Origin of the sequence: Pseudomonas sp. FDAARGOS_380, from assembly GCF_002591235.1 — a bacterium.
Taxonomy (GTDB): domain Bacteria; phylum Pseudomonadota; class Gammaproteobacteria; order Pseudomonadales; family Pseudomonadaceae; genus Aquipseudomonas; species Aquipseudomonas salmasensis.
Genome location: NZ_CP023969.1, coordinates 4,985,775 through 5,007,116 on the forward strand (window position 1 = coordinate 4,985,775; position 21,342 = coordinate 5,007,116).

Annotated in this window: 17 protein-coding genes and 3 pseudogenes; 12 read left to right on the plus strand and 8 right to left on the minus strand. The window is 60.0% G+C overall.

The window, feature by feature from the left end:
* Positions 1-32: 32 nt before the first annotated feature.
* A complete protein-coding gene (ahpF, locus tag CRN80_RS23495) occupies positions 33-1,598 on the plus strand; it encodes an alkyl hydroperoxide reductase subunit F (RefSeq protein ID WP_032897220.1) in 1,566 nt (521 codons plus the stop codon).
* A 124-nt stretch (positions 1,599-1,722) separates the two neighbouring features.
* On the opposite strand, the gene gloA is transcribed toward ahpF, so the two are convergent.
* A complete protein-coding gene (gene gloA / locus CRN80_RS23500) occupies positions 1,723-2,244 on the minus strand; it encodes a lactoylglutathione lyase (protein WP_098951420.1) in 522 nt (173 codons plus the stop codon).
* A gap of 179 nt (positions 2,245-2,423) precedes the next feature.
* Between gloA and CRN80_RS23505 the strand changes: the two genes are divergently transcribed.
* Complete coding sequence (locus CRN80_RS23505; protein ID WP_098952676.1) at positions 2,424-2,960, plus strand: DUF4946 domain-containing protein; 537 nt, start codon at positions 2,424-2,426, stop codon at positions 2,958-2,960.
* A gap of 111 nt (positions 2,961-3,071) precedes the next feature.
* On the opposite strand, the gene CRN80_RS23510 is transcribed toward CRN80_RS23505, so the two are convergent.
* Complete coding sequence (locus CRN80_RS23510; RefSeq protein WP_003191298.1) at positions 3,072-3,437, minus strand: histone-like nucleoid-structuring protein, MvaT/MvaU family; 366 nt, start codon at positions 3,435-3,437, stop codon at positions 3,072-3,074.
* A gap of 194 nt (positions 3,438-3,631) precedes the next feature.
* Positions 3,632-5,176: an EAL domain-containing protein gene (locus CRN80_RS23515; RefSeq protein WP_032897221.1), complete on the minus strand. Its 1,545-nt coding sequence runs from the start codon at positions 5,174-5,176 to the stop codon at positions 3,632-3,634.
* A 290-nt stretch (positions 5,177-5,466) separates the two neighbouring features.
* Between CRN80_RS23515 and CRN80_RS23520 the strand changes: the two genes are divergently transcribed.
* From CRN80_RS23520 to CRN80_RS23540, 5 genes are read left to right on the plus strand one after another with little or no spacing between them, the layout of a single operon-like run.
* Entirely contained in the window at positions 5,467-6,027 is a 561-nt protein-coding gene (locus CRN80_RS23520; protein ID WP_032897223.1) for a fimbrial protein, read from the plus strand.
* A gap of 53 nt (positions 6,028-6,080) precedes the next feature.
* Positions 6,081-6,854 (plus strand): molecular chaperone, encoded by a 774-nt coding sequence (locus CRN80_RS23525; protein ID WP_098951422.1) that lies wholly within the window; start codon positions 6,081-6,083, stop codon positions 6,852-6,854.
* Positions 6,855-6,856: 2 nt separating this feature from the next.
* Positions 6,857-9,478, plus strand: a complete 2,622-nt coding sequence (locus tag CRN80_RS23530) for a fimbria/pilus outer membrane usher protein (protein ID WP_098951424.1) — start codon at positions 6,857-6,859, stop codon at positions 9,476-9,478.
* Positions 9,475-10,518, plus strand: coding sequence for a fimbrial protein (locus CRN80_RS23535; RefSeq protein ID WP_098951426.1), 1,044 nt, complete (start codon positions 9,475-9,477; stop codon positions 10,516-10,518). Before CRN80_RS23530 ends, CRN80_RS23535 begins: the two co-directional genes overlap by 4 nt.
* Before the next feature lie 59 nt (positions 10,519-10,577).
* Positions 10,578-11,258, plus strand: coding sequence for a molecular chaperone (locus CRN80_RS23540; protein ID WP_169918344.1), 681 nt, complete (start codon positions 10,578-10,580; stop codon positions 11,256-11,258).
* Here the strand turns inward: CRN80_RS23540 and CRN80_RS23545 are convergent.
* A pseudogene (locus CRN80_RS23545) lies at positions 11,259-11,561 on the minus strand (LysR family transcriptional regulator substrate-binding protein); the annotation flags it as partial.
* A 460-nt stretch (positions 11,562-12,021) separates the two neighbouring features.
* Between CRN80_RS23545 and CRN80_RS23555 the strand changes: the two are divergent.
* The 3 genes and pseudogenes from CRN80_RS23555 to CRN80_RS23565 form a co-directional block, all read left to right on the plus strand.
* Positions 12,022-12,228 (plus strand): annotated as a pseudogene (locus tag CRN80_RS23555) (EamA family transporter); the annotation flags it as partial.
* Between the two features lie 246 nt (positions 12,229-12,474).
* On the plus strand, positions 12,475-13,551 hold the full coding sequence (gene hppD / locus CRN80_RS23560; protein WP_032897233.1) for a 4-hydroxyphenylpyruvate dioxygenase: 1,077 nt from the start codon (positions 12,475-12,477) through the stop codon (positions 13,549-13,551).
* A 233-nt stretch (positions 13,552-13,784) separates the two neighbouring features.
* Positions 13,785-14,945: pseudogene (locus CRN80_RS23565) on the plus strand (dermonecrotic toxin domain-containing protein).
* A 57-nt stretch (positions 14,946-15,002) separates the two neighbouring features.
* Here CRN80_RS23565 and rarD read toward each other — a convergent pair.
* The 3 genes from rarD to CRN80_RS23580 form a co-directional block, all read right to left on the minus strand.
* Entirely contained in the window at positions 15,003-15,884 is an 882-nt protein-coding gene (gene rarD / locus CRN80_RS23570; RefSeq protein WP_098951431.1) for an EamA family transporter RarD, read from the minus strand.
* Between the two features lie 36 nt (positions 15,885-15,920).
* A complete protein-coding gene (locus CRN80_RS23575; RefSeq protein ID WP_044273895.1) occupies positions 15,921-16,931 on the minus strand; it encodes an aldo/keto reductase in 1,011 nt (336 codons plus the stop codon).
* 82 nt (positions 16,932-17,013) lie between these two features.
* Positions 17,014-17,916 carry a LysR family transcriptional regulator gene (locus CRN80_RS23580; protein WP_098951433.1) on the minus strand — a complete coding sequence of 301 codons (903 nt, stop codon included), beginning with the start codon at positions 17,914-17,916 and terminating at the stop codon, positions 17,014-17,016.
* A gap of 101 nt (positions 17,917-18,017) precedes the next feature.
* On the opposite strand from CRN80_RS23580, the gene CRN80_RS23585 reads away from it, so the two are divergent.
* Positions 18,018-18,722, plus strand: a complete 705-nt coding sequence (locus tag CRN80_RS23585; protein ID WP_098951435.1) for an SDR family oxidoreductase — start codon at positions 18,018-18,020, stop codon at positions 18,720-18,722.
* Between the two features lie 48 nt (positions 18,723-18,770).
* Here the strand turns inward: CRN80_RS23585 and CRN80_RS23590 are convergent, their stop codons facing one another.
* A complete protein-coding gene (locus tag CRN80_RS23590; protein ID WP_098951436.1) occupies positions 18,771-20,081 on the minus strand; it encodes an MFS transporter in 1,311 nt (436 codons plus the stop codon).
* A gap of 157 nt (positions 20,082-20,238) precedes the next feature.
* Between CRN80_RS23590 and CRN80_RS23595 the strand changes: the two genes are divergently transcribed.
* A complete protein-coding gene (locus tag CRN80_RS23595; RefSeq protein WP_098951438.1) occupies positions 20,239-21,342 on the plus strand; it encodes a sugar diacid recognition domain-containing protein in 1,104 nt (367 codons plus the stop codon).

Sequence of the window (21,342 nt, forward strand, 5' to 3'; positions counted from 1 at the left end):
GCAATAAACCGAATGAACAGGAAATCGCCCGTATGTTGGATGCCAATCTTAAAGCTCAGTTGAAGTCATACCTGGAACGGGTCACCCAGCCGATCGAGATCGTCGCCTCCCTCGACGACGGTGCGAAATCCCAGGAAATGCTTGCTCTTTTGCAGGACGTAACCAGCCTCTCCACGCTGATTACCCTGAACACCGATGGCAATGATGCGCGCAAGCCATCGTTCTCCATCAACCGCCCGGGTGCCGATATCAGCCTGCGTTTCGCCGGCATCCCCATGGGCCATGAATTCACTTCGCTGGTGCTGGCCCTGCTGCAAGTCGGTGGCCACCCGTCGAAAGCCAGTGTCGAGGTGATTGAACAGATCCGCGCCCTCAAAGGCGAGTTCAGCTTCGAGACTTATTTCTCGCTGTCGTGCCAGAACTGCCCGGACGTGGTCCAGGCGCTGAACCTGATGGCGGTGCTGAACCCCAACATCCGCCATGTTGCGATTGATGGTGCACTGTTCCAGGCCGAAGTCGATGAGCGCCAGATCATGGCGGTGCCGAGCGTGTACTTGAACGGGGTCAACTTTGGCCAGGGCCGTATGGGCCTCGAAGAGATCCTCGCCAAGCTCGACACCAGCGGTATCGAGAAAGCCGCGGAGAAAATCAGCGCCAAGGACGCCTTCGACGTCCTCGTAGTTGGCGGTGGCCCCGCAGGGTCTTCGGCTGCCATCTACGCGGCACGTAAAGGTATTCGTACTGGTGTGGCGGCTGAACGCTTTGGAGGCCAGGTGCTGGACACAATGTCCATCGAGAACTTTATCTCGGTACAGGAAACCGAAGGGCCGAAACTGGCCAGCGCACTGGAAGCCCATGTGCGTCAGTACGACGTGGACATCATGAACCTGCAGCGCGCCAGCAGCCTGGTACCGGCAAAAAATGCCGGTGAGCTGCACGAAATTCGCTTCGAAAGCGGTGCCACCCTCAAGTCCAAGACCGTGATCCTGGCCACAGGCGCCCGCTGGAGAGAGATGGGCGTGCCCGGTGAGCAGGAATACAAAGCCCGTGGCGTGTGCTTCTGCCCGCACTGCGATGGCCCGCTGTTCAAGGGCAAGCGTGTGGCGGTGATCGGCGGCGGTAACTCCGGCGTGGAAGCGGCCATTGACCTGGCCGGTATCGTCAGCCATGTCACCTTGCTTGAATTCGACAGCAAGCTGCGCGCCGATGCTGTGTTGCAACGCAAGCTCTACAGCCTGCCGAACGTGGATGTGATCACCAGCGCATTGACCAGTGAAGTCAAGGGCGATGGCCAGAAAGTCACCGGCCTTGCCTACAAGGACCGTGACAGCGGTGAGTTCAAGACCATCGAGCTGGAAGGCATCTTTGTGCAGATTGGCTTGCTGCCCAACACGGATTGGCTCAAAGGCACCGTAGAACTGTCGCCGCGTGGCGAGATCATTGTCGATGCCCGTGGCGAGACTTCACTGCCTGGCGTGTTCGCCGCCGGTGACGTAACCACCGTGCCGTACAAGCAGATCGTGATTGCAGTAGGCGAGGGCGCCAAGGCTTCGTTGAGCGCGTTCGATCACCTGATCCGTACTTCTGCTCCGGCATAAATGCTGAGCTGAAAATGAAAAACCCCATGAGCGATCATGGGGTTTTTCTCGTTCCCACGCTCCGCGCGTTCCCACGCTCCGCGTGGGAATGCATCCGGTGACGCTCCGCGTCACGCAGTGCTTATTACATCGGCGCCGGCTGGATGATCTCGACCCAATAAGCATCCGGGTCTTTGATGAACGCGAGGCTCTTCATGCGGCCATCCGTCAGGCGCTTCTGGAAATCACAGCCCAAGGCTTCGAAGCGTTCGCACGCTGCGACAATGTCCGGCACCGAGATGCAGATATGGCCAAAGCCACGCGGGTCGGTGTTGCCGTTGTGGTAGGCAAAGTCGGCATCGTTTTCGGTGCCGTGGTTGTGGGTCAGTTCGAGGATGCCCGGAATCGACTTCATCCACTGGGTACGCTCGGCGGCGTCGGCCGGGATCTGGGCCTTGTCCACCAGGGCCAGGAAGTACAGGCTGAATTCGGCTTCCGGGAAGTCACGTTTTTCGACCAGGGAGAAACCCAGGATACGCGTGTAGAAGTCCAGCGACTTGGTGATGTCCTTGACCCGCAACATGGTGTGGTTGAACACGAAGTTCACCGTGGCGTTGTCGGGTTGGGCAGTGACGCCCGGGAAGGTGTTCAATTCGTGCAGGCTCATGGGCCCTCCAGAAAAAATGTGAGATGAGCGGTCCATTGGCTTGCGGCCTGCCTCCATGCAGGCGGGCCATGATACGCAAGGCGCACCGGCTGCGCCAAATGAAAAAGCGCGCTCAACCCTTGCGGTCAGCGCGCGCCGGGCCGCACACTTTGCCGCTGGAACCTTGGATGTTTTTCGCAATGATCGAGTTTCGTAGGCCGCTGTTGAGTGCTGTGTGCGTGTTGTTGGGCAGCCCGTTTGTGCTGGCCGCCGAACCGGAGGTCCATTGGCCCAGCGGTTGGCAGGTCGAAGAAGTCGTGCCTGACGGCGAGCCCCCTGCCAAACCCCAAGCAGTGTCCCGGCAGCGAGCGATCAAGAACGATGAAAATGGCGCCACGTTGATGGTCATGGAGTTGACCGGAACGCCAATTGAGGCCGGTCATAAAGTTAATCTTGCTGGCGTGTTGCTGGAGATGCGCAAGTCGATCCAGAAAGACTTTGCCCGCGGCGGTTATCAAAGCGTGTGCAGCAAAATGCACTCCACGACATTGAGTCGGCTTGACGCGTTGGAAACTACCTGCGTGATTACCGAGAATGGTCGACACGTATTGTCGCAAACATTAGTCGGTGCGCTGGATGTCGACAAAGCCTATGTTTTTTCATACGCCGGGCAGGCGCAAGCGTACGAGGCGAGCAAGGAGGAAGTCAGTTTGGTGCGTAACAGTCTGAAACTTTGACGCGCTCAAATTGAGCGAATTTGAACAACATGAACGCTGAGTTAAGTTCGATTCCGAACCGTTAGAGCAAAAAAAGCCCCGCGTAGGCGGGGCTATTTTTTAGTACATGTTTCAGCCGCGAAGCCAGGAGTCTACAGTGGCAGCGCCGTACTCTTCTTTCCAGGCTTTGAGGCCGCGGTGGTTGCCACCTTTGGTCTCGATCAGCTCGCCGGTGTGCGGGTTGTGGTAAACCTTGACCACCCGTGCGCGGCGCTGTTTAGGCGCGGCAGCGGCCGGTGCGCCGCCTTTGCGTGGCGCTGGATCGAGGATAGCGATCACATCACGCAGGCTTTTGTCGTATTTGCCCATCAGCGTCTTGAGCTTTTCTTCGAATTCGATTTCTTTCTTCAGGCCAGCGTCGTTCTTCAAGGATTCCAGCTGTGCAAGCTGCTCTTGAAGGGCTTTTTCTGCTGCGCGAAATTCGGCGAGTCTGGACAAAATCTGTACTCCAATAATGTAGTTGCTGATATCAACTGCAGACAAAGCTATAAGCCAAGAACGTTAAGCCACGTCAACGAAAAAGACCCTTCTGCGAGTTCTGCACAGGCAGAAAAAATTGTAGTAGTTAATTCAGCCCGAGTAAATCATGTCTTTTAAAGAAAGACCAATCTTTCATCATCGGTCGCGCAAGGCTATTCCACGATGCCCAACGATTTAATGAATTCATCGCAGGGTAATGGTCGGCCAAACAGGTAACCCTGTAGGAAATCCACGCCTTGAGCCACGAGGTATTCACACTGCTGGGCTGTTTCTACGCCTTCGGCAACAATGCCTAGATCCAGCTTGACCGACAACTCTATGATGCTGTCCAGAATATGCCGAGACAGCGCATCCGCACCGATCATGGCGACAAAGCTTTGATCGATCTTCAAGTAGTCGACATTGAAGTTGCGCAAATAGCCCAAGCTGGAGTGGCCGGTGCCAAAATCATCAATGGCGATCATGACCCCCATTTGATGCAGCGCCTCGAACAGGCGGCGGGTGGTCTCGGTGGGTTCGATCAGCTCCCGCTCGGTCAACTCCAGCACCAGGGTGACCTGGCCGGGTGGGAACGCGGCGAGGAATTCCCGGCAGTCCTGCACCAGCGCCATGTCCTGGCAATGGCGCGCAGTGATATTCACGCCGATATGAAAGCCTGGGCTGAAGCGCGCGGCATGCGGCGCCAGTTGCGCGGCGGTCTGGCGCAGCAGGGCACGGGTCATTGGCACGATCAGGCCGGAGTCTTCGGCCAGGGGAATAAACAGGTCCGGGCGCACCAGGCCTTCTTTGGGATGCTTCCAACGCATCAGCACCTCACACCCGGCCCATTGGCGGGTGTCACCGCGTACCACCGGTTGGAAATAGGGGATGAACTCATTGGCCCCCAAGGCGCGTTGTAACTCGTGGGTTGGCGCTGACGAACGTTTTTGCAGCCAGTGAGCGAGCAGCCCCGCCAATATCCCGAAAAACACCACCAGGCTGAACAGGGCCGGATACCGCGCCTGCATATAGCGCCAGACTTCACCCTCGGGCATTCCGGCCTCGACACTGTATTGATAGCGCTCGGAAGCCAGGCGCTGTGGCGCCACGGCAAATGTCGGCAACGCGCCTTGATGCACTTTGCCGTCGGCACCCAGCCAGTTCGGGCCGACGTGCAATACCAAATACGCGTAACGGCTGATCAAGCGCAAGGCGTTGGTGAGGTGGTAACCGTCAACCGAGGCAAACGCACCTTGATCGCCTTGGACCAGGCGGTACACCAGCAGGGCGGTATCGGGTGTGACGGGGTTGCCTTTCATCAACCACAGGCGCCCATCCACGTAGTCGTCGGGGTTGACGGGCGATTGGTAGCGACCGCCAAACAACGAGCTGCAATAGATGTTTTTCTGCCAGGACAGCGTGGTGGCCCGCACAAACGGCCGACGCGTGACTTGTTCACGTAGCGCCAACTTGGTGGCGCTGTCACACGGCTTACCGGCCAGTGGCAGCAACGCCTGGGCAGCGATGGCGGTGTTGTCGAGCATCAAGTCGAACTGGCGCACCGCTTCTTGAGCGGTTTGCGCCGTGCTTTGTTCAAGGGTGCGCTCGGCTTGCCAATACAGAATCACAACCCCCAGCAAGATGGGCAACACGCCGCTGGTTGCACTGATGAAATAGCGTGCGGCTCGGCTTCGTGGGCCTTTGACGGTCAGGGGCATAGGGGCGGTCAGTCGCGAGAAAAAGAGTGAGATATGCCGATGATAGATGGCAATACGCAGGCCTGCTCAGTTGTTTTGAGCGGGTTGACCTAGCCGTTCGGTCAGTTGTGGCGGGGATTTCATCTAGGCAACATAAACATCGTTGCAAGAAGTAAGAGACTCAGGACCGTATCCCTCCAGCCTCTCTCAGTGCCGTGCTAGCCCAATTTTGGCGGGACGGTCGGCGCGTGCCTTTCGAATGTCGGCAGCCGCCTTGCAGCCTTTTAACGACTCCACAGGAATTTGCAGCAATGAAAAAAATCGCACTGGCCGTTGCCTGGTTGATGGCTAACAGCGTTGTCGCTCTACCGGCGTTCGCGGCGGACGGCACTATCACCCTGACCGGTGAGATCACTGGCACCACCTGCAGCATCAGTGGCGGGGCAGGCGCTGCACCTGGCGCCGGGCCGGACTTTGCCATTGCGCTGCACAAGGTCCAGGCCAGCGCACTCAAGGCAGCCGGGCAGACGGCAGGGGTAAAGCCATTTTTTATCCAAGTCGGCAGTTGCCCGAAGGACACGGTGGTCGCGGTGTTATTCGAGAGCAGCAGCCCGGCGATCAACCCGGCGACCGGTAACCTGGTCAATCAGGCACCGGCAACGCCGGAACCGGCAAAGTTCGTGGAAGTACAGATTGTGGATGGCGTCACCAACCAGCCCCTGGACCTGCGGCTGGGCCTGAGTTCGAGTACCGCGACGGTGCCAGACGGCGGCGCGGTGACGCTGCCATTTGCGGCTCAGTACTTCGCCACGGGGGCAGCGACCGCCGGCCCGATCAGCACGCAAGTGCTGTATTCCGTTACATTCCCCTGATCAAGGCCATGGTGCCTGGCAATGCGCCAGGCCCTGCCTTGAAGGATGGACTCATGCTTTCTCGCACATTACTGGCGAGCCTCACCTTTGCACTCCTCGCCGGCTTACCGTCCACGGCCCACGCGGGTGTGGTGATCGATGGCACACGGCATATCTACCCCCAGCAGCGCCGTGAAATCACCCTGCGCCTGACCAACGACGATAAACGGGCACCGCGCCTGGTCCAGGTGTGGCTGGATCAAGGCGATGCCACTCCAGATCCCGCACATAGCGACGTGCCGTTCAGCCTCTCGCCCCCGGTGTTTCGCCTGGATCCGGGTAGAAGCCAGGGGGTGCGGCTGGTCTACACCCAGGAGCCGCTGCCGTCAGATCGAGAATCATTGTTCTGGCTCAATGCCTTGGAAATCCCCCCTAAAGTCAACGCGGCCGAGCTCGACGAGCAAATCCCTGAAGGAAACCACCTGCAGTTTGCTTTTCGTATCCGCACCAAAGTGTTTTTTCGCCCCCCTCATTTGCCTGGCAGTGCAGACCAGGCCCCCGCGCAACTGCGCTGGAGTCTGAGGCGCACCGAGCGCGCAGCCGTACTGCGCGTACACAACCCTACGGCCTTCCACGTGACCTTCAACGAGGTGGCACTGGCGCTGGGCCCTCGGCCTGACGCCCACCTGATACCGGTACAAGAAGGCATGGTGCCACCAGGTGCCAGCCTCGAACTGCCTGTACGCGGCAGCCTGCCGACGATCCCCGCCGACGCCCAGGTGCATTTCAAATACATCAATGATTACGGCGCATTCTCCGCGCCGCAGCGAGCGCCCCTGAAGTTTTGATTATGTCTGTTTACCTGCCATTTACGGGGCATCCCGTGTTTGCCTGGCTGTTGTACAACTCGCGGCTGATGGTGTCGCTGGGTGTGTTCACGACCTTATGCTTGCCGGCCGAGGCCGCGCCACTGTTGTTTGATATCGAGGCGTTTACCACCGGCTTGTCCACTGCGGTGGATATTTCGCGTTTCAATACGGGCAATGCACTGGCGCCTGGCGTCTATCGTGTGGATGTGATGCTCAATGGGCAATCCGTGGGGCGCCGTGAAATCAGCTTTGTATCCCGGAAGGGGCAGGACGATGTCCAGCCTTGCGTGAGCGCGCTGGAACTTGCCCAACTCGGAGTCGTGCTGCCACCTGACGAACGCAGCGCCGACACGCAGTGCCGTGAATTTACCCAATGGATCCCCCTGGCCAGCAGCCAACTCGACATCGAGACCCTTACACTCGACGTCAGTATTCCCCAAGCTCACCTCAGCCGTGCCGCACGCGGTTACGTTGACCCGGCCCGCTGGGACAAGGGGCTTGACGTTGCGCTGCTCAATTACACCTTCAGCGCCGCAGCGGTGACTTCGGGGGCGGGGGAAGGTCGGGGTTACCTGGGCCTCAACGGCGGCGTCAACCTCGGCGACTGGCGCCTGCGCCACCAAGGCGGCCAGGCCTGGACTTCCCGTGGCGGTCTGTTGCCTTACCAACACACCGCCACGTACCTGCAACGGCCCTTGTCGGCCTGGCGTTCGCAACTGACCCTTGGCGACAGCTTCAGTAACGGCCAGGTCCTCGACGGCGTGCGAGTGCGGGGCATCACCCTGTCGACCGATGACCGCATGCTGGCGCCGTCGCAACAAGGCTATGCACCGCAGATACGCGGCATCGCCGACAGCAACGCCTCGGTAACGGTGCGCCAGAACGGCTACACGATCTACGAAACCCAGGTTGCCCCAGGGCCCTTTGTCATCGACGATCTTTACCCCACGGGCTACGGCGGCGACCTGAATGTCAGCGTCACCGAGGTGGACGGGCGCCGCACCACCTTTGTCGTGCCGTATTCAGTGGCCCCACAGTTATTGCGTCAGGGCGCCACCCACTACAGCACGACCTTGGGCCAGGTGCAGCAACGCGGAGTCAGCGGTGACAGCCCCCTGTTATTTCAGGGCACCTTGCAGCATGGCCTTACCGATGGCCTGAGCCTTTATGGCGGCAGCACGCTTTCCAAAGGTTACTTTCAGGGCAAGGCCGGGTTGGCGATGAGTACGCCCATCGGCGCATTTGCCCTGGACACCACGCATTCGCGCACCCGCATCGAGGGCAACGGGGTGGTTGGCGGACACAGTTGGGGCCTGGCCTACAACAAGAACCTGCCGTTTTCCGGAACCCATTTTGCGCTGGGCGCCTACCGCTTCTCCACGGCCGGCTACCTGAGCCTGCCGGATGCTTTGAATGTGCAGGAACTGGCGCGTCAGCAGGGGAACATCAAGGGCTATGCCCGGCAGAAAAGCCGGCTCGACCTGACGATCAGCCAGCAACTGGGCGAAGGCACCTTGAGCCTGTACGGCAGTTCGGTTGACTACTGGGCGAGCCGGCAAGGTCGCCAGACATCCTTCACCCTCAGCTATGGATCACGCTGGAAGCGGCTCAACTGGAACATTTCGGCGCAGCGCTCAAGGGTCAGCGACGCCGACCCACCCAGCCATCGTGACCACAGTGACGCGATCTTTTTCGGCCGCGCGTTGCAACCCGGTCGCGTCGATAATCGTCTGGCGCTAACCCTGTCGATGCCGCTGGGCCAGGGCACATCGGCGCCGACCCTGAGCAGCGCGTTGTCGCGCGACACCGGCGAATCAAAGGGCAGTCAACAGCAAGTGGGTATCAATGGCTTGCTCGGCGAGGCGTCAGAGGGGCACTACGGCCTGGCCGGCAGCCAGGGCACGGGGAGCCAGGCCGGTTCCAGCTTCAATGCCTACGCCGGATATCGCAGCAGCACGGCCAACCTGCGCGCCGGTTACGGCCAGAGTGGCAACAACGCACAAGTGTCCATGAGCGCCGACGGCGGGCTGATTGCCCATGGCGGTGGCGTGACCCTCTCGCAAAGCCTCGGTGAAGCGTCGGCACTGGTGTATGCACCGGATGCCCAGGGCGCGCAGATCGGTGGGGGTGTACGCATCGACTCATACGGCTATGGCGTGTTGCCGAGCTTGCGGGCCTACCATCCCAATGACGTGGATATCGACCCCGAAGGCATGGCCATGGATGTGGAGCTCAAGGAATCGAATCACTCGGTGGTACCGACAGGGGGCGCAGTGTCGCTGGTCAAGTTCGAGACCGTCAGTGGCCGTGCGGTGGTGATCAAGGCGACCCATCGCAACGGTCAGCCGCTGCCTTTTGCCGCTCAGGTGTTCGACGAGCAGGGCAGGGAAGTCGGGGTGATTGGGCAAGCCGGCAAGGCGTTTGTGCGCGGCGTGGCCGACCAGGGCACGCTGACCGTGCGTTGGACCGAGGCGGCAAGTGACCGCTGCTATATCCCATACCGTCTGCCACCGCGGCCACCGGGGCACCGCCAGGAAAATGCCGACCAACTGGTCAGCCGGTGCCACCCCAACACCGCCAACGAAGAGGTCAGCAGCCGATGATCAGCATCTGTACGCAACGTCTGGCAGGGCTTGTCATGGTGACCTGCATCGCCCTCGCCAGCGCGCCCCATGCCCAGGCCAAGGCGACGTGTACGCCTGCGCCGCCGACGGTGCTGTCGGTGCCGCGCATTACGGTGCCCGCCAACCCTGTGGTCGGCCAAGCCCTGGGCAACCCGGATGGCTACCCCGTCGAGGTAGCGCACGGATTGAGGTGCACCTATCCGCCCAACCTGATTGTTCGCTATTGGTCGTCCACGCGGATTGCTCGGGAGATTCCCTGGACGGGACGTAATTTCTTCCACTCAGGGGTCGTCATGCCGGTTCATCTGACCGGCGTGCAAGGTGTCGGGTTTGCGTTTATGGCGCAGGACCGTGACGTCGGACCGATGCAAACCGTGACTACCGGAGTCACAGTGTTGCGTGGCCCGATCCATCCCGGTTTGCCTACGTGGGGCTTGCGCGGACGCTTGTTCTTGGTAGTAACCGGCCCGATCCAGGGCGGCACCATTGCGCCGCAGACCTTCGCGGGCTTGTACCTGTACACCAGCGAGACACACCACGCGTTCAACTTCGGCAGTATTGAAGTAGGCCCGCCGAGCAAGCCCACCTGCACGGTCTCCACGCCCTCCGTGGCAATCCCGCTGGGGGCGGTGGAGAGCAGGGCGTTCAAGGGCATTGGCAGCGTGGCCGGCAATGCCACCCGCACCATCACCTTGCAATGCGCTGGTGGCGGGGGCGCTGACAGCGATGTGCTGTTGACCTTGACCGACCAGACCCAACCGGCCAATCGCAGTGACCAACTGACATTGACCGCCAACTCCACTGCCAAGGGCGTGGCGCTGCAACTGCTGTTTGGCAATCGCCTGATCAGCTACGGCCCCGACGCCGCCGCTATCGGCACGCCGAATCAATGGCTGGCAGGCAGCACCGGCAACGGCACCTTCCAGATTCCCTTGACCGCACGCTACATACAAACCGGCGCCACCGTCCGCCCAGGCACGGCCAACGGGCTGGCGACCTTCACTTTGGCCTATCGGTAGTCGGCGTAATGATCCGAGCCTTATTGAACTGTGTGTTTGGGCTGGCACTGGCGGCATCTATGGCGAAAGCGCAGGCCGAAATCGTCATTGATCGCACCCGGCTCATTTACCCGGCCGCGGCACGGGGGGTAACCCTCAACCTGCGTAACGAGGCGGACAGCCCGAGGCTGGTGCAAGTCTGGATCGATGAAGGCGACCCCCAGGCTACGCCGGAACGCAGTGACGTGCCGTTTACCGTCACGCCACCGATCCTGAGAATGGAAGCGGGCAAATCGCACGCATTGCGGGTGATCTATCATCCGGTTCCGCAGACTGCCACGGCCGATCCTCAGGAAGTGGTGTATTGGCTGAATGTGCTGGGGATCCGGCCCACTGACGCGGCGAGCCATCAACTGCAATTGGCGTTTCGCACGCGCATCAAACTGTTCCTGCGCCCCAACGCGTTGCCAGGCAGGGTGGAAGATGCCGTGGCGGCGCTGCAATGGCAACTGGCAGACGACCGCCCGGTGCTGCGGGTGCGCAACCGGAGTGCCTTTCATATGACCTTGTCCAGCGTGGCGCTCAATCTTGAGGGCGTCGAATACCGCCATGAAAACCCACCGATGCTGGCTCCGCGCTCAACGGCCGAGTTGATCATGCCGGGTTGGGTTGTACCGTGGCGAGGTACGCCGACGCTGCGCTTCACCACATTGGATGACTATGGCGCGACGCATGAGAGGACGCAGCGCATAGGCCGGTAACTAAGTAGGCGAGGGGTACAGCCCTTGTGCCAGCGCGATGAATGCCAGGGCAGCCGGGGAAGACTGACGCCGATCCAGCACCGCCAGCCCGATCCGACGCGGTACCCGCGGCGCCAATGGCAACGCCACATAACGCGAATCGGCATGTTCCGGCAGTGAAGCCTGCGCAACCACACTCAAACCATCGCCCCGGCTGACCGCTTCCAACGTGCTGAGCAACACCAACTCCGACGAGCCGGCTTCAGTCAGGATAAAGGGTTCATCGCAGAGTGCTTGCAAGGTCATGGCCTCATCGGCGCATAAGTATCTACACAACTTTGGTATGACGCTGAACCTGTGGAGAGGGAGCTTGCTCCCGCGACGGCCTGATAGCCGATGCTTATCTACCTGACGCACCGCAGTCCAAATGTGGGAGCTGGCTTGCCTGCGAAGACGGCCTCACAGTCAACGGATTGTGTGCATATCCATTGCTGCGGTAACGGCCACTTAGGGTTCCGCCCTGACGGCGGCTCACTTTTGAACAGCGCAAAAGTAAGCAAAACGCTCTTGCCCCACCACTCGGCACCTCGCCTAGGCTCGGTGTGCCCGTAATCCGCCAGTGATTTGGGGGGCCGCCGCCACGCGCCATCCATGGCGCGGGGCGGCTAAACCGGCATCCCTGCCGGTTTACCCCCCAAATCCCTGTCGAATTCCGGCCAGCGTGGTTTAACGGGGCGCCTGAGATCAAAAGCAGATCAAGAGCGACTCGCTTCGCATCGTGGATATCGGCTATTACGATGGCATACGGCGCATAGGTGCCACACGCTCCGGGGTGTTCATCGCCCTCAACCCATTGACGGCGGTCATTTGCGGCGCAGTGCTGCTGGACGAACCATTGACGATGCTGATGTTACTGGGCGGTGCAATCATCCTGCTGGGCATCTACCTGTGCAACAAACCCCTTGCGCGGGGCAGGGCAATGGGGATTTGATAAGAGTACGGACAAACCTGGTTACGCTGTGTAGAATCAGTTTACGCATACAAGAATATGGACTTGCGCTCACGCAAGCCTCGGCCGTCAGAGACTGATGACACCATGAAGCTACTTGGCTCCCCCCTCATCTTTGGTGACTTCCTCGCCCGCAGCGTGCGGGGCCTCTCTTGTGCGCCACCCTCCAGCCTCATCCTTGCTCGCAACTAATCAATTGCTACCTACAAGAATGATGAGGCACCGAACATGACCGACCAACTCGCAAACCCAATGGGCCTGATGGGCTTTGAATTCATCGAATTCGCCTCGCCCACCCCAGGCACCCTGGAGCCGATCTTCGAGATCATGGGCTTCACCAAAGTGGCCACCCACCGCTCCAAGAACGTGCACCTGTATCGCCAGGGCGAGATCAACCTGATCCTCAACAACGAACCCGACAGCCTCGCTTCCTACTTCGCGGCCGAGCACGGCCCGTCGGTGTGCGGCATGGCGTTCCGCGTCAAGGACTCGCAACAGGCCTACAAGCGTGCCCTGGAGCTGGGTGCCCAGCCGATCCACATCGACACCGGCCCAATGGAGTTGAACCTGCCGGCGATCAAAGGCATTGGCGGTTCGCCGTTGTACCTGATCGACCGTTTCGGCGAAGGCAACTCGATCTACGACATTGACTTCGTGTACCTCGAAGGCGTTGATCGCAACCCGGTAGGCGCTGGCCTGAAGGTCATCGACCACCTGACCCACAACGTCTATCGCGGGCGCATGATCTATTGGGCCAACTTCTACGAGAAGCTGTTCAACTTCCGCGAAGCGCGTTATTTCGACATCAAAGGCGAGTACACCGGCCTGACCTCCAAGGCCATGAGCGCGCCGGACGGCAAGATCCGTATCCCGTTGAACGAAGAATCGTCCAAGGGCGCCGGGCAGATCGAAGAGTTCCTGATGCAGTTCAACGGCGAGGGCATCCAGCACGTCGCGTTCCTCACCGACGACTTGGTCCAGACCTGGGACGCGCTGAAGAAGATCGGCATGCGCTTCATGACCGCGCCGCCCGACACTTACTACGAAATGCTTGAAGGCCGCCTGCCGAACCACGGTGAGCCGGTGGACCAGTTGCAATCGCGTGGCATCCTGCTGGATGGCTCGTCGGTTGCCGGTGACAAGCGTCTACTGCTGCAGATCTTCTCGGAAACCCTGATGGGCCCAGTGTTCTTCGAATTCATCCAGCGCAAAGGCGACGATGGGTTTGGCGAGGGCAACTTCAAGGCGTTGTTCGAGTCGATCGAGCGCGACCAGGTGCGTCGTGGTGTACTGACCGCCGATTGATGACTGGCTAAAGCAAAAAAGCCCGGTTTTTACCGGGTTTTTTTGTGCCTGATCCATCGTGTTGCAAATAGCCTGCGGTTTATTGGGAACAGATGTTTCTTGAGATATCACTCAGAGGGCAGGACGCAGAAAAACCTGCGTTTCCACTATGAAGAGGCCCTCTTATGAATGTGAATGCTCCTACCCCTCAACGCCCGATCAGCCCCTCTATATCAACGGAGCAGGCTGTGCCTGTGCGCAATGTTCCTTCAACCGGTCATGCAGACCCGGTCGATCAGGCGCGTAAACAGTTTCTCGATGACGGTGAAACCGAGTACTTGGGCGGCACACTCAGCGCCGAAGGGTATCAACTGACGAAGGCAGCTGTGTCACCCAACAAACCGGGAAGTCCAAAGGTGCAGGTTTCGACATTTGCCGTTGATGGCGTTCAGTCCAACGACATGATGGTGATCAAGCGCGTGTCGCGTACAGAAGAGGGGCCTAATCTCGTCCTGTATATGCCCGAAGATGACGTGACATCGTTTCATGAGTTCAAAAATGCAGAGGAGATGACTGCCTGGCTCAAGGGTGTGGCCAACGACCCGACCGAGCGCAAGCGATTTACCCAGCATTTTGCCAGTGATAAAGCGCCGAAGCAGGAGGACCGGGTTAACAAGAAGTTTGGCGAGTTCGCTGATGGCGACATCAATGCAGTCGTGGGCAGTTTTGGCGATGAGAAGGGTGATATTTTCGAACGGTTGAACAAAGATGCTTCGGTGCCACCCGCTCCGGTCGACGGTCTGGTGCGAACGCAGCTCTATAAACTTGCACCAGATGGCAAGGCGTTTTATGTCGGGTACCGGCCAGATGGGGAAGCCATCGTCTATAGCTACGACGCTTATGGAAATTTGCAAGGCGCAGGCCAAAAAAAGGACGCCAAGGCGCGCAGACATTATTTCGTTCAAAACGGGTTGAACGAAAATAAACCGCTTGAATCCATGACTTTCAATGAGTTCCGCAAAAAAATAGCCAGTGCCGCCCTGGACAATGTGGGTGCCAATAATCTAAACGGTCTTTACGACGAATTCCTGAAGCAACTCAGAAGCCCTGGGTATGGCCTTGCCACCGCGCTGAAAGCGCTGGGTGTTCCTGACGATGTGGCCCACTCCATCGAAACCATCGTGAAAGACCCGGTTAAAGGAACATTGCTTGAGTTGAACCGCGACAATCGTATCGGCAAGCTGTTTGGAGTCGATCAGGCCGAGATGGATGCTTAGCTGGAAAGCGCAGGCAGCCAAATCCAAAGCAACATTCCCTATTACGGTACGTGGCGAGACAGGTTGGAAAATACAGCCAACGTCATTGAACGAGTCGTCGGCACACCTGAAGTGCCGACGACCGAAGTCAGGGTCTGACTCAATCGACAAAGGGGTAGGGAAACCCCGCAATCGACATTCACGCTAAGCCGCCCATCAAGCCCGGCGCTGACGCACCAAGTGCTTGAACCCTTCATACACCAGCACCATCACCGCCAGCCAGATCGGGATATAGGTCAGCCATTGCCCACCCTGGATGCCTTCACCCAATAGCAACGCCACCGCCAGCAACAGCACCGGCTCCACGTAGCTCAGCAGCCCGAACAGGCTGAACGCCAGCAAGCGACTGGCAATGATATAGCTCACCAGCGCCGAGGCGCTGATAAGGCCCAGCATGGGAATCAATCCATAGAGCTTTGGGTGCCCATCCAGCACGGCAAAGCCTTGTTCACCGCTTTGTACAAACCACCAGGCCACCGGCAGCATCAACGCCATATCCAGCCACAGCCCACCCAGATGGTCGGTGCTCAGGTACTTACGCACCACGAAGTACACCGGGTAGCCGATGATCACCACCAGTGTGGCCCAGGAAAAACCACCGGCCTGGTACAACTCGTTCAACACGCCCAGCGCGGCAAACACCACGGCGATCTGTTGCAGCCGTGACAGACGCTCGCCGTAGACCAGGCGCCCGGTGAGCACCATGGTCAACGGCAGCAGGAAATACCCCACCGACACGTCCAGGCTGCGCCCATTGAGCGGCGCCCACATGAACAGCCACAACTGCACGCCGAGCAGGGCAGAAGACACCAGCACGCCGCCAATCAGCCGTGGCTTAGCCGCCAGCCTGCGCAGCAGTTCCCACACCCTGCGCCACTCACCGCTGACAATCATGAACACCGTCATGCAGGGCACGGTCAGCAACATGCGCCAGCCGAAAATTTCCAGGCCACTCAGGGGAGTAAGCAGCGATGTGAAGTAATACATCACCGCAAACAACACCGAGGCCAAGACCGATAACACCACACCTTTAGACACGCTGTCCTCACGAAAGCCGATTATTCCGTCGGCAGTCTACAGGCGCGCCAACCGACCGGATACAAAATGCCCGACATCGTTGAACCCCGGCGACGACGAATGCCCCGGCGTAACCAACGAATCAATGAACGCCTCGTCTTCGGCGCTGATCTTCACCGCCAGCGCGCCGGTGTAGGCGTCCCACTGCGCCTCGGTCCGTGGCCCGACGATCGCTGAGCTCACCGCCGCATTGTTCAGCACCCAGGCGATTGCGAACTCGACAATCCCTACGCCACGCCCTTGGGTGTATTGCTGGATCTGCTGGGCAATGCGCAGTGATTCAACCCGCCACTCGGTTTCCAGGATGCGCTTGTCCTGGCGCGCGGCACGGCTGCCGGGTTCAGGCGTGACGTCCGGTGCGTACTTGCCGCTGAGCACCCCTCGGGCCAGCGGGCTGTAAGGCACCACGCCCAGCCCATAAGCCGCTGCAGCGGTAATCTGTTCCACCTCGGCCTGGCGATTGACGATGTTGTACAACGGTTGGCTGATGATGGGTTTATCAACCCCAAGGCGTTCAGCCACGCGGATCACTTCTGCGATGCGCCACCCCCGGTAATTGGACAGGCCCCAGTAGCGGACCTTGCCCTGGCGGATCAGGTCACCGATGGCTGATACGGTCACCTCCAACGGCGTGTCGTGGTCTTCGCGGTGCAGGTAGTAGATGTCCAGGTAGTCGGTATCCAGGCGTGCCAGGCTGGCGTCCAGGGCTGTGAACATACGCTTGCGGCTCAAACCGCTGCGGTTGGGCACGCCATCGGCAGGGCCGAAGCCGACCTTGGAGGCCACCACCCAATCGTGGCGGTTGCGTGCAATCGCCTCACCGACGATTTCCTCGGAGCGCCCGCCTGTGTACACATCAGCGGTGTCGATGAAATTGATGCCCTGGTCCCAGGCCTTGTCGATGATGCGCAGCGAATCTTCGGTGCTGGTCTGTTCGCCAAACATCATGGTGCCGAGGGTCAGAGCGCTGACCTTCAACCCGGAGTGGCCCAATGTGCGGTAAATCATGCAAAGCTCCTCATGGCAGGCAAAATGTAAGTGATGCAATACCAGACCCGAGCGCTCTGGAACAAGCCCTGGGCGCATTTCTTCATGTGCGTAGCAAAGTCACGCAGCGGGCCTGTAAAAATCGATGCAGAACCTTCACGCGTTCCGACACTTGCAGGCGGTGCGGGCACATCAGGTTGAACGGCGCGGGTTCGCCTTGCCAGTCGGGTAGCAGGGGTACCAACCGCCCAGCCTGGATATCACGGGCCACATCCAGGTTGGCCTTATAGGCAATGCCATGCCCCGCCAACGCCCAGCGGCGGACAATCTCGCCGTCATCGCTGAGGTAGTCACCGCTCACCTCGACTTCTTGAAGCAACGGCCCCTGGCGGAAATACCAGGTGCTATTGGCCTGGCCCCGGCGCATATAGCGCAGCGTACTGTGGTGGGCCAAGTCTTCGGGCTCAAGCGGTGTGCCGTGGCGCGCCAGGTACTCAGGGCTGGCGCAGGCAATGCGATGGTGATCGGGTACCACCGGCAGGGCCACGAGGCTGGAGTCCCTCGGCACGCCAAAGCGCAAGGCAATGTCGACGGTGTCGCGAAACAAGTCGGCATTGCTGTCGTTGAGCAACAGTTGCAAGCGGATATCAGGGTGCTCCAGCTTGAACTCGTCCAGCCAACCCAGCAGCACATTGCGGCCAAAGTCCGAGGGCGCGGCCAACTGCAATAAACCGCTGAGGCTCTGGCCTTGTTGCTTGATGGCGTGCTCGCCTTCCGACAACGCCTCCAGCGCCACCCGCACGCTGTCCAGGTAACGCCGGCCTTCTTCAGTCAGGCGCATGCTGCGCGTGGAGCGAGCGAGCAGGCGGATGCCGAGGCGGGTCTCAAGGCGCTTGAGCGCAATACTCGCCGCTGCTGGCGTGAGGCCCAGGCCACGGGCGGCGGCCGTCAGGCTGCCGGTGTCGGCGCTGCGCACGAAGACTTCAAGGTCAAGAATCGAGCTCATTGATAAAAATCCTTTAAAGATCTTGTCGTTTTACCCGGATTTTTCATCGATTACCAAGCTGGGAAGATGAACGCTCACTTTCTGACCCGGGTAGTTTTCTCATGACCTCTTCTCTGAGCGGCAAAACCATCATCGTTATCGGCGGCAGCAGCGGTATCGGCGCGGCAGTGGCCCAGGCAGCCTTGGCGCGCGGCGCGAAGGTGGTCTTGGCTGGGCGCCGCTTGGCGTCAAGTTCCGCCAACGGCCTGCACAGCGAGCCGGTGGACGTCACCGACAGCGCCTCTTTAAAGCAACTGTTCGAAACCGTGGGGCGGTTTGACCATCTGGTCTACACCTCGGGGCCTTCAGTACGGGCCAAGGCTTTGATTGAAACCGACCTGGATGAAGCCCAGGACAACTTCAATGTGAAGCTCTGGGGCGCACTACGCGCCATTCAACACGCGCTGCCCTTTATGCATGAACAGGGCAGCATCACCCTGACCTCGGGCCAACTGGGGCGCAAGTTGGCGCCAGGGCAGTTCATCAAGACGGGCATTAACGCTGCGACCGAGGCCTTGGGCAAGCAACTGGCGAAAGAACTGGCGCCGCGTCGAGTCAATGTGATCAGCCCGGGGGTGATAGACACACCGGCCTACGCAGGGCTTGGCGAAGAGCAGCGCTTGGCGATGTTTGCCAAGGCGGGCCAGGGGTTGCCGGTTGGGCGGGTGGGACAGGCGCAAGAAGTGGCGGCGGGGTATGTGCTGGCTATGGAAAATGGCTTTATGACCGGGGCAGTGGTTGATATCGACGGTGGCGGGCTGTTGTAAATACATGACCAAAGTGGGAGGGAGAAGCTCCCTCCCACTTTGAAGGCGTCAGGCCCTGAGCGTACGCGTCATCCGCAACGCCAACACACTCCCACCCACAATCACCGCCGCCAGCAGGTACAACGCCACATCCGTGGACCCGGTGGCATCCTTCACAAAACCCACGATATACGGGCTGAGAAATCCCGCCATCTGCCCCATGGAGTTGATCAACGCCAAGCCACCCGCCGCCGCACCCGCGCTGAGCATCGCGGTGGGCACTGGCCAGAACATCGGCAGGCCGGTCAGGGCGCCCATGGTGGCGATGGTCAGGCCGAGAATGGCAATGGCCGGCGTGGTGGCGAAGTTCACCGCAATGACCAGGCCGAGGGCGCCCATCAACATCGGCACCACCAAATGCCAGCGGCGCTCCTTGCGCAAGTCGGCGGAGCGGCCCACCAGCAGCATGAACACCGCCGCCAGCAGATACGGAATCGCGCTGAGCCAGCCAATCACCAAGTTGTCGCTAAAGCCCATGTTCTTGATGATCGACGGCAGCCAAAAGTTGATCGCATACACACCACTCTGGATGCAGAAGTAGATCAGGCCGAACGCCCAGATCGCCGGGTTCTTGAACACTTCGGCCAGGGAGTCGCTGGTGGTTTTGGGTTTGTTCGCCAGGTCCGTGGCTTGGTCGGCTTCCAGCACTGCACGCTCATGGGGCTTGAGCCACTTGGCGTTGGCGAAGCTGTCACTGAGCAAGAAATAGGCGAGGGCGCCGAGGATTACGGTCGGAATGCCTTGCAGTAGGAACATCCACTGCCAGCCCGCCAAGCCACCTTGGCCTGCGGCGAAGTGATTGAGAATCCAGCCGGAAAACGGGCTGCCGAGCAAGCCGGACACCGGAATGGCGGACATGAACAGCGCCATGATCCGACCGCGGCGAAAGGTCGGAAACCACTGCGAAAGGTACAACACCACCCCTGGAAAGAAGCCGGCTTCAGCGGCACCCGTAAACAGCCGCAAGGTGTAGAAATGCGTGGGCGTGGTCACAAACAGCAGGCATGTGGAGAGCGTGCCCCACACGATCATCATCAACGCGATCCAGCGCCGCGGGCCGAACCGGGTCAGCGCCAGGTTACTCGGCACGCCGCACAGCACGTAGCCGATAAAGAAAATCCCGGCCCCCAGGCCGTACACGGTTTCACTGAATTTCAACGCATCGAGCATCTGCAACTTGGCAAAGCCAACGTTTACCCGGTCGAGGTAATTGAACAGGTAGCAGATAAAGATGAAGGGGATCAGGCGCAGGGTAACGCGCTTGTAGATGGCGTTTTTATCGTCATCGCTGGCCAGTGCGGCAGTGGCGCTCTGTGACATGGGATTCTCTCTTTATTATGATTTTTCGCGGGGCGAGGGTAACGTTGACCGCCCTGACAGTCTCGGTGACGTGACGGGCAACTGTCTTTGTGCTGGCGCACAGTCAAGCCATCTTTGCGCTGTGCCGGTGAACAACCTTTTTCAGGAAATTAGCCCCATGTTCGAGCTGGATCATGCCCTGGCGCAGGAGATTGTCGATCGCACCATGGCGATCCTGCCCCATAACGTCAATGTCATGGACAGCCAGGGCTTGATCCTGGGCAGCGGCGAGCCGGAGCGTATCAACACTCGCCATGAAGGTGCGCAACTGGTGTTGGCCAATGGGCGCGTGGTGGAAATCGACGGGCAGACCGCCAAGCATCTCAAGGGCGTACAGCCGGGCATCAACCTGCCGCTGCTGCACGATCAACGCCTGATCGGCGTGCTGGGCATCACCGGTGAGCCGGATGGGCTGCGCACCTATGCCGAACTGGTGCGCATGACCGCTGAAATGCTGGTCAGCCAACGCCACCAGCAAGCCGAGCAACAATGGCGGCGCCAGCGTTGCGATGATCTGCTGGCCCTGCTGTTGGCCGACAGCGGCGACTCCCCGCGCCTGGTGGACGAAGCCCAGCAACTTGGGCTCAAGCCACAACTGGCGCGCACGCCGTACCTGTTTGAACTGGGCCCGGGCCAAACGGCGGAGGCTTTGAGCGCCTGGCTCGCCAGCCGTTACCCGGACAGTTGGTGCGTCAGTTCTGCGCAGTTTTCCTTGCTGTGGTGCCGACCCGCCGCGGCGCAGGTCGATAATCCCCGCTTGCTGGAAAAGCTCGACGGCCAGGGCTGGAACATCCTGCGCGTGGCCATCGGCGGGCAAGCGGAAGGCTTGGCGGGGCTGCGCCGCTGTTACCGAAGGGTGGGGGACCTGCTTGCCTATGGCCGCGATATCCTGCCCCAATCACGCCTGTTGACCCTCAACCGTTACCGCCTACCGGTGATGCTGTGGCGTCATCGCAACGACGACGCCCTGGATGAGCTGCTCAACCCGTTGCGCAAGGTGTTGGCCAAGGACAGCAACGGGCAACTGCTCGCCACGTTGCGCAGTTGGTGCGAACACGATGGGCAAAGCCAGGCGTGTGCCGACGCCTTGGGCATTCACCGCAACAGCCTGCGCTACCGCATGGAGCGCATCGCTGAACTCAGCGGCGTAGACCCGCTGACCCTCGACGGGATGCTTGCCTTGTACCTGGGCGTCCAACTGCTGCCCCAGAGCGAACGCTAA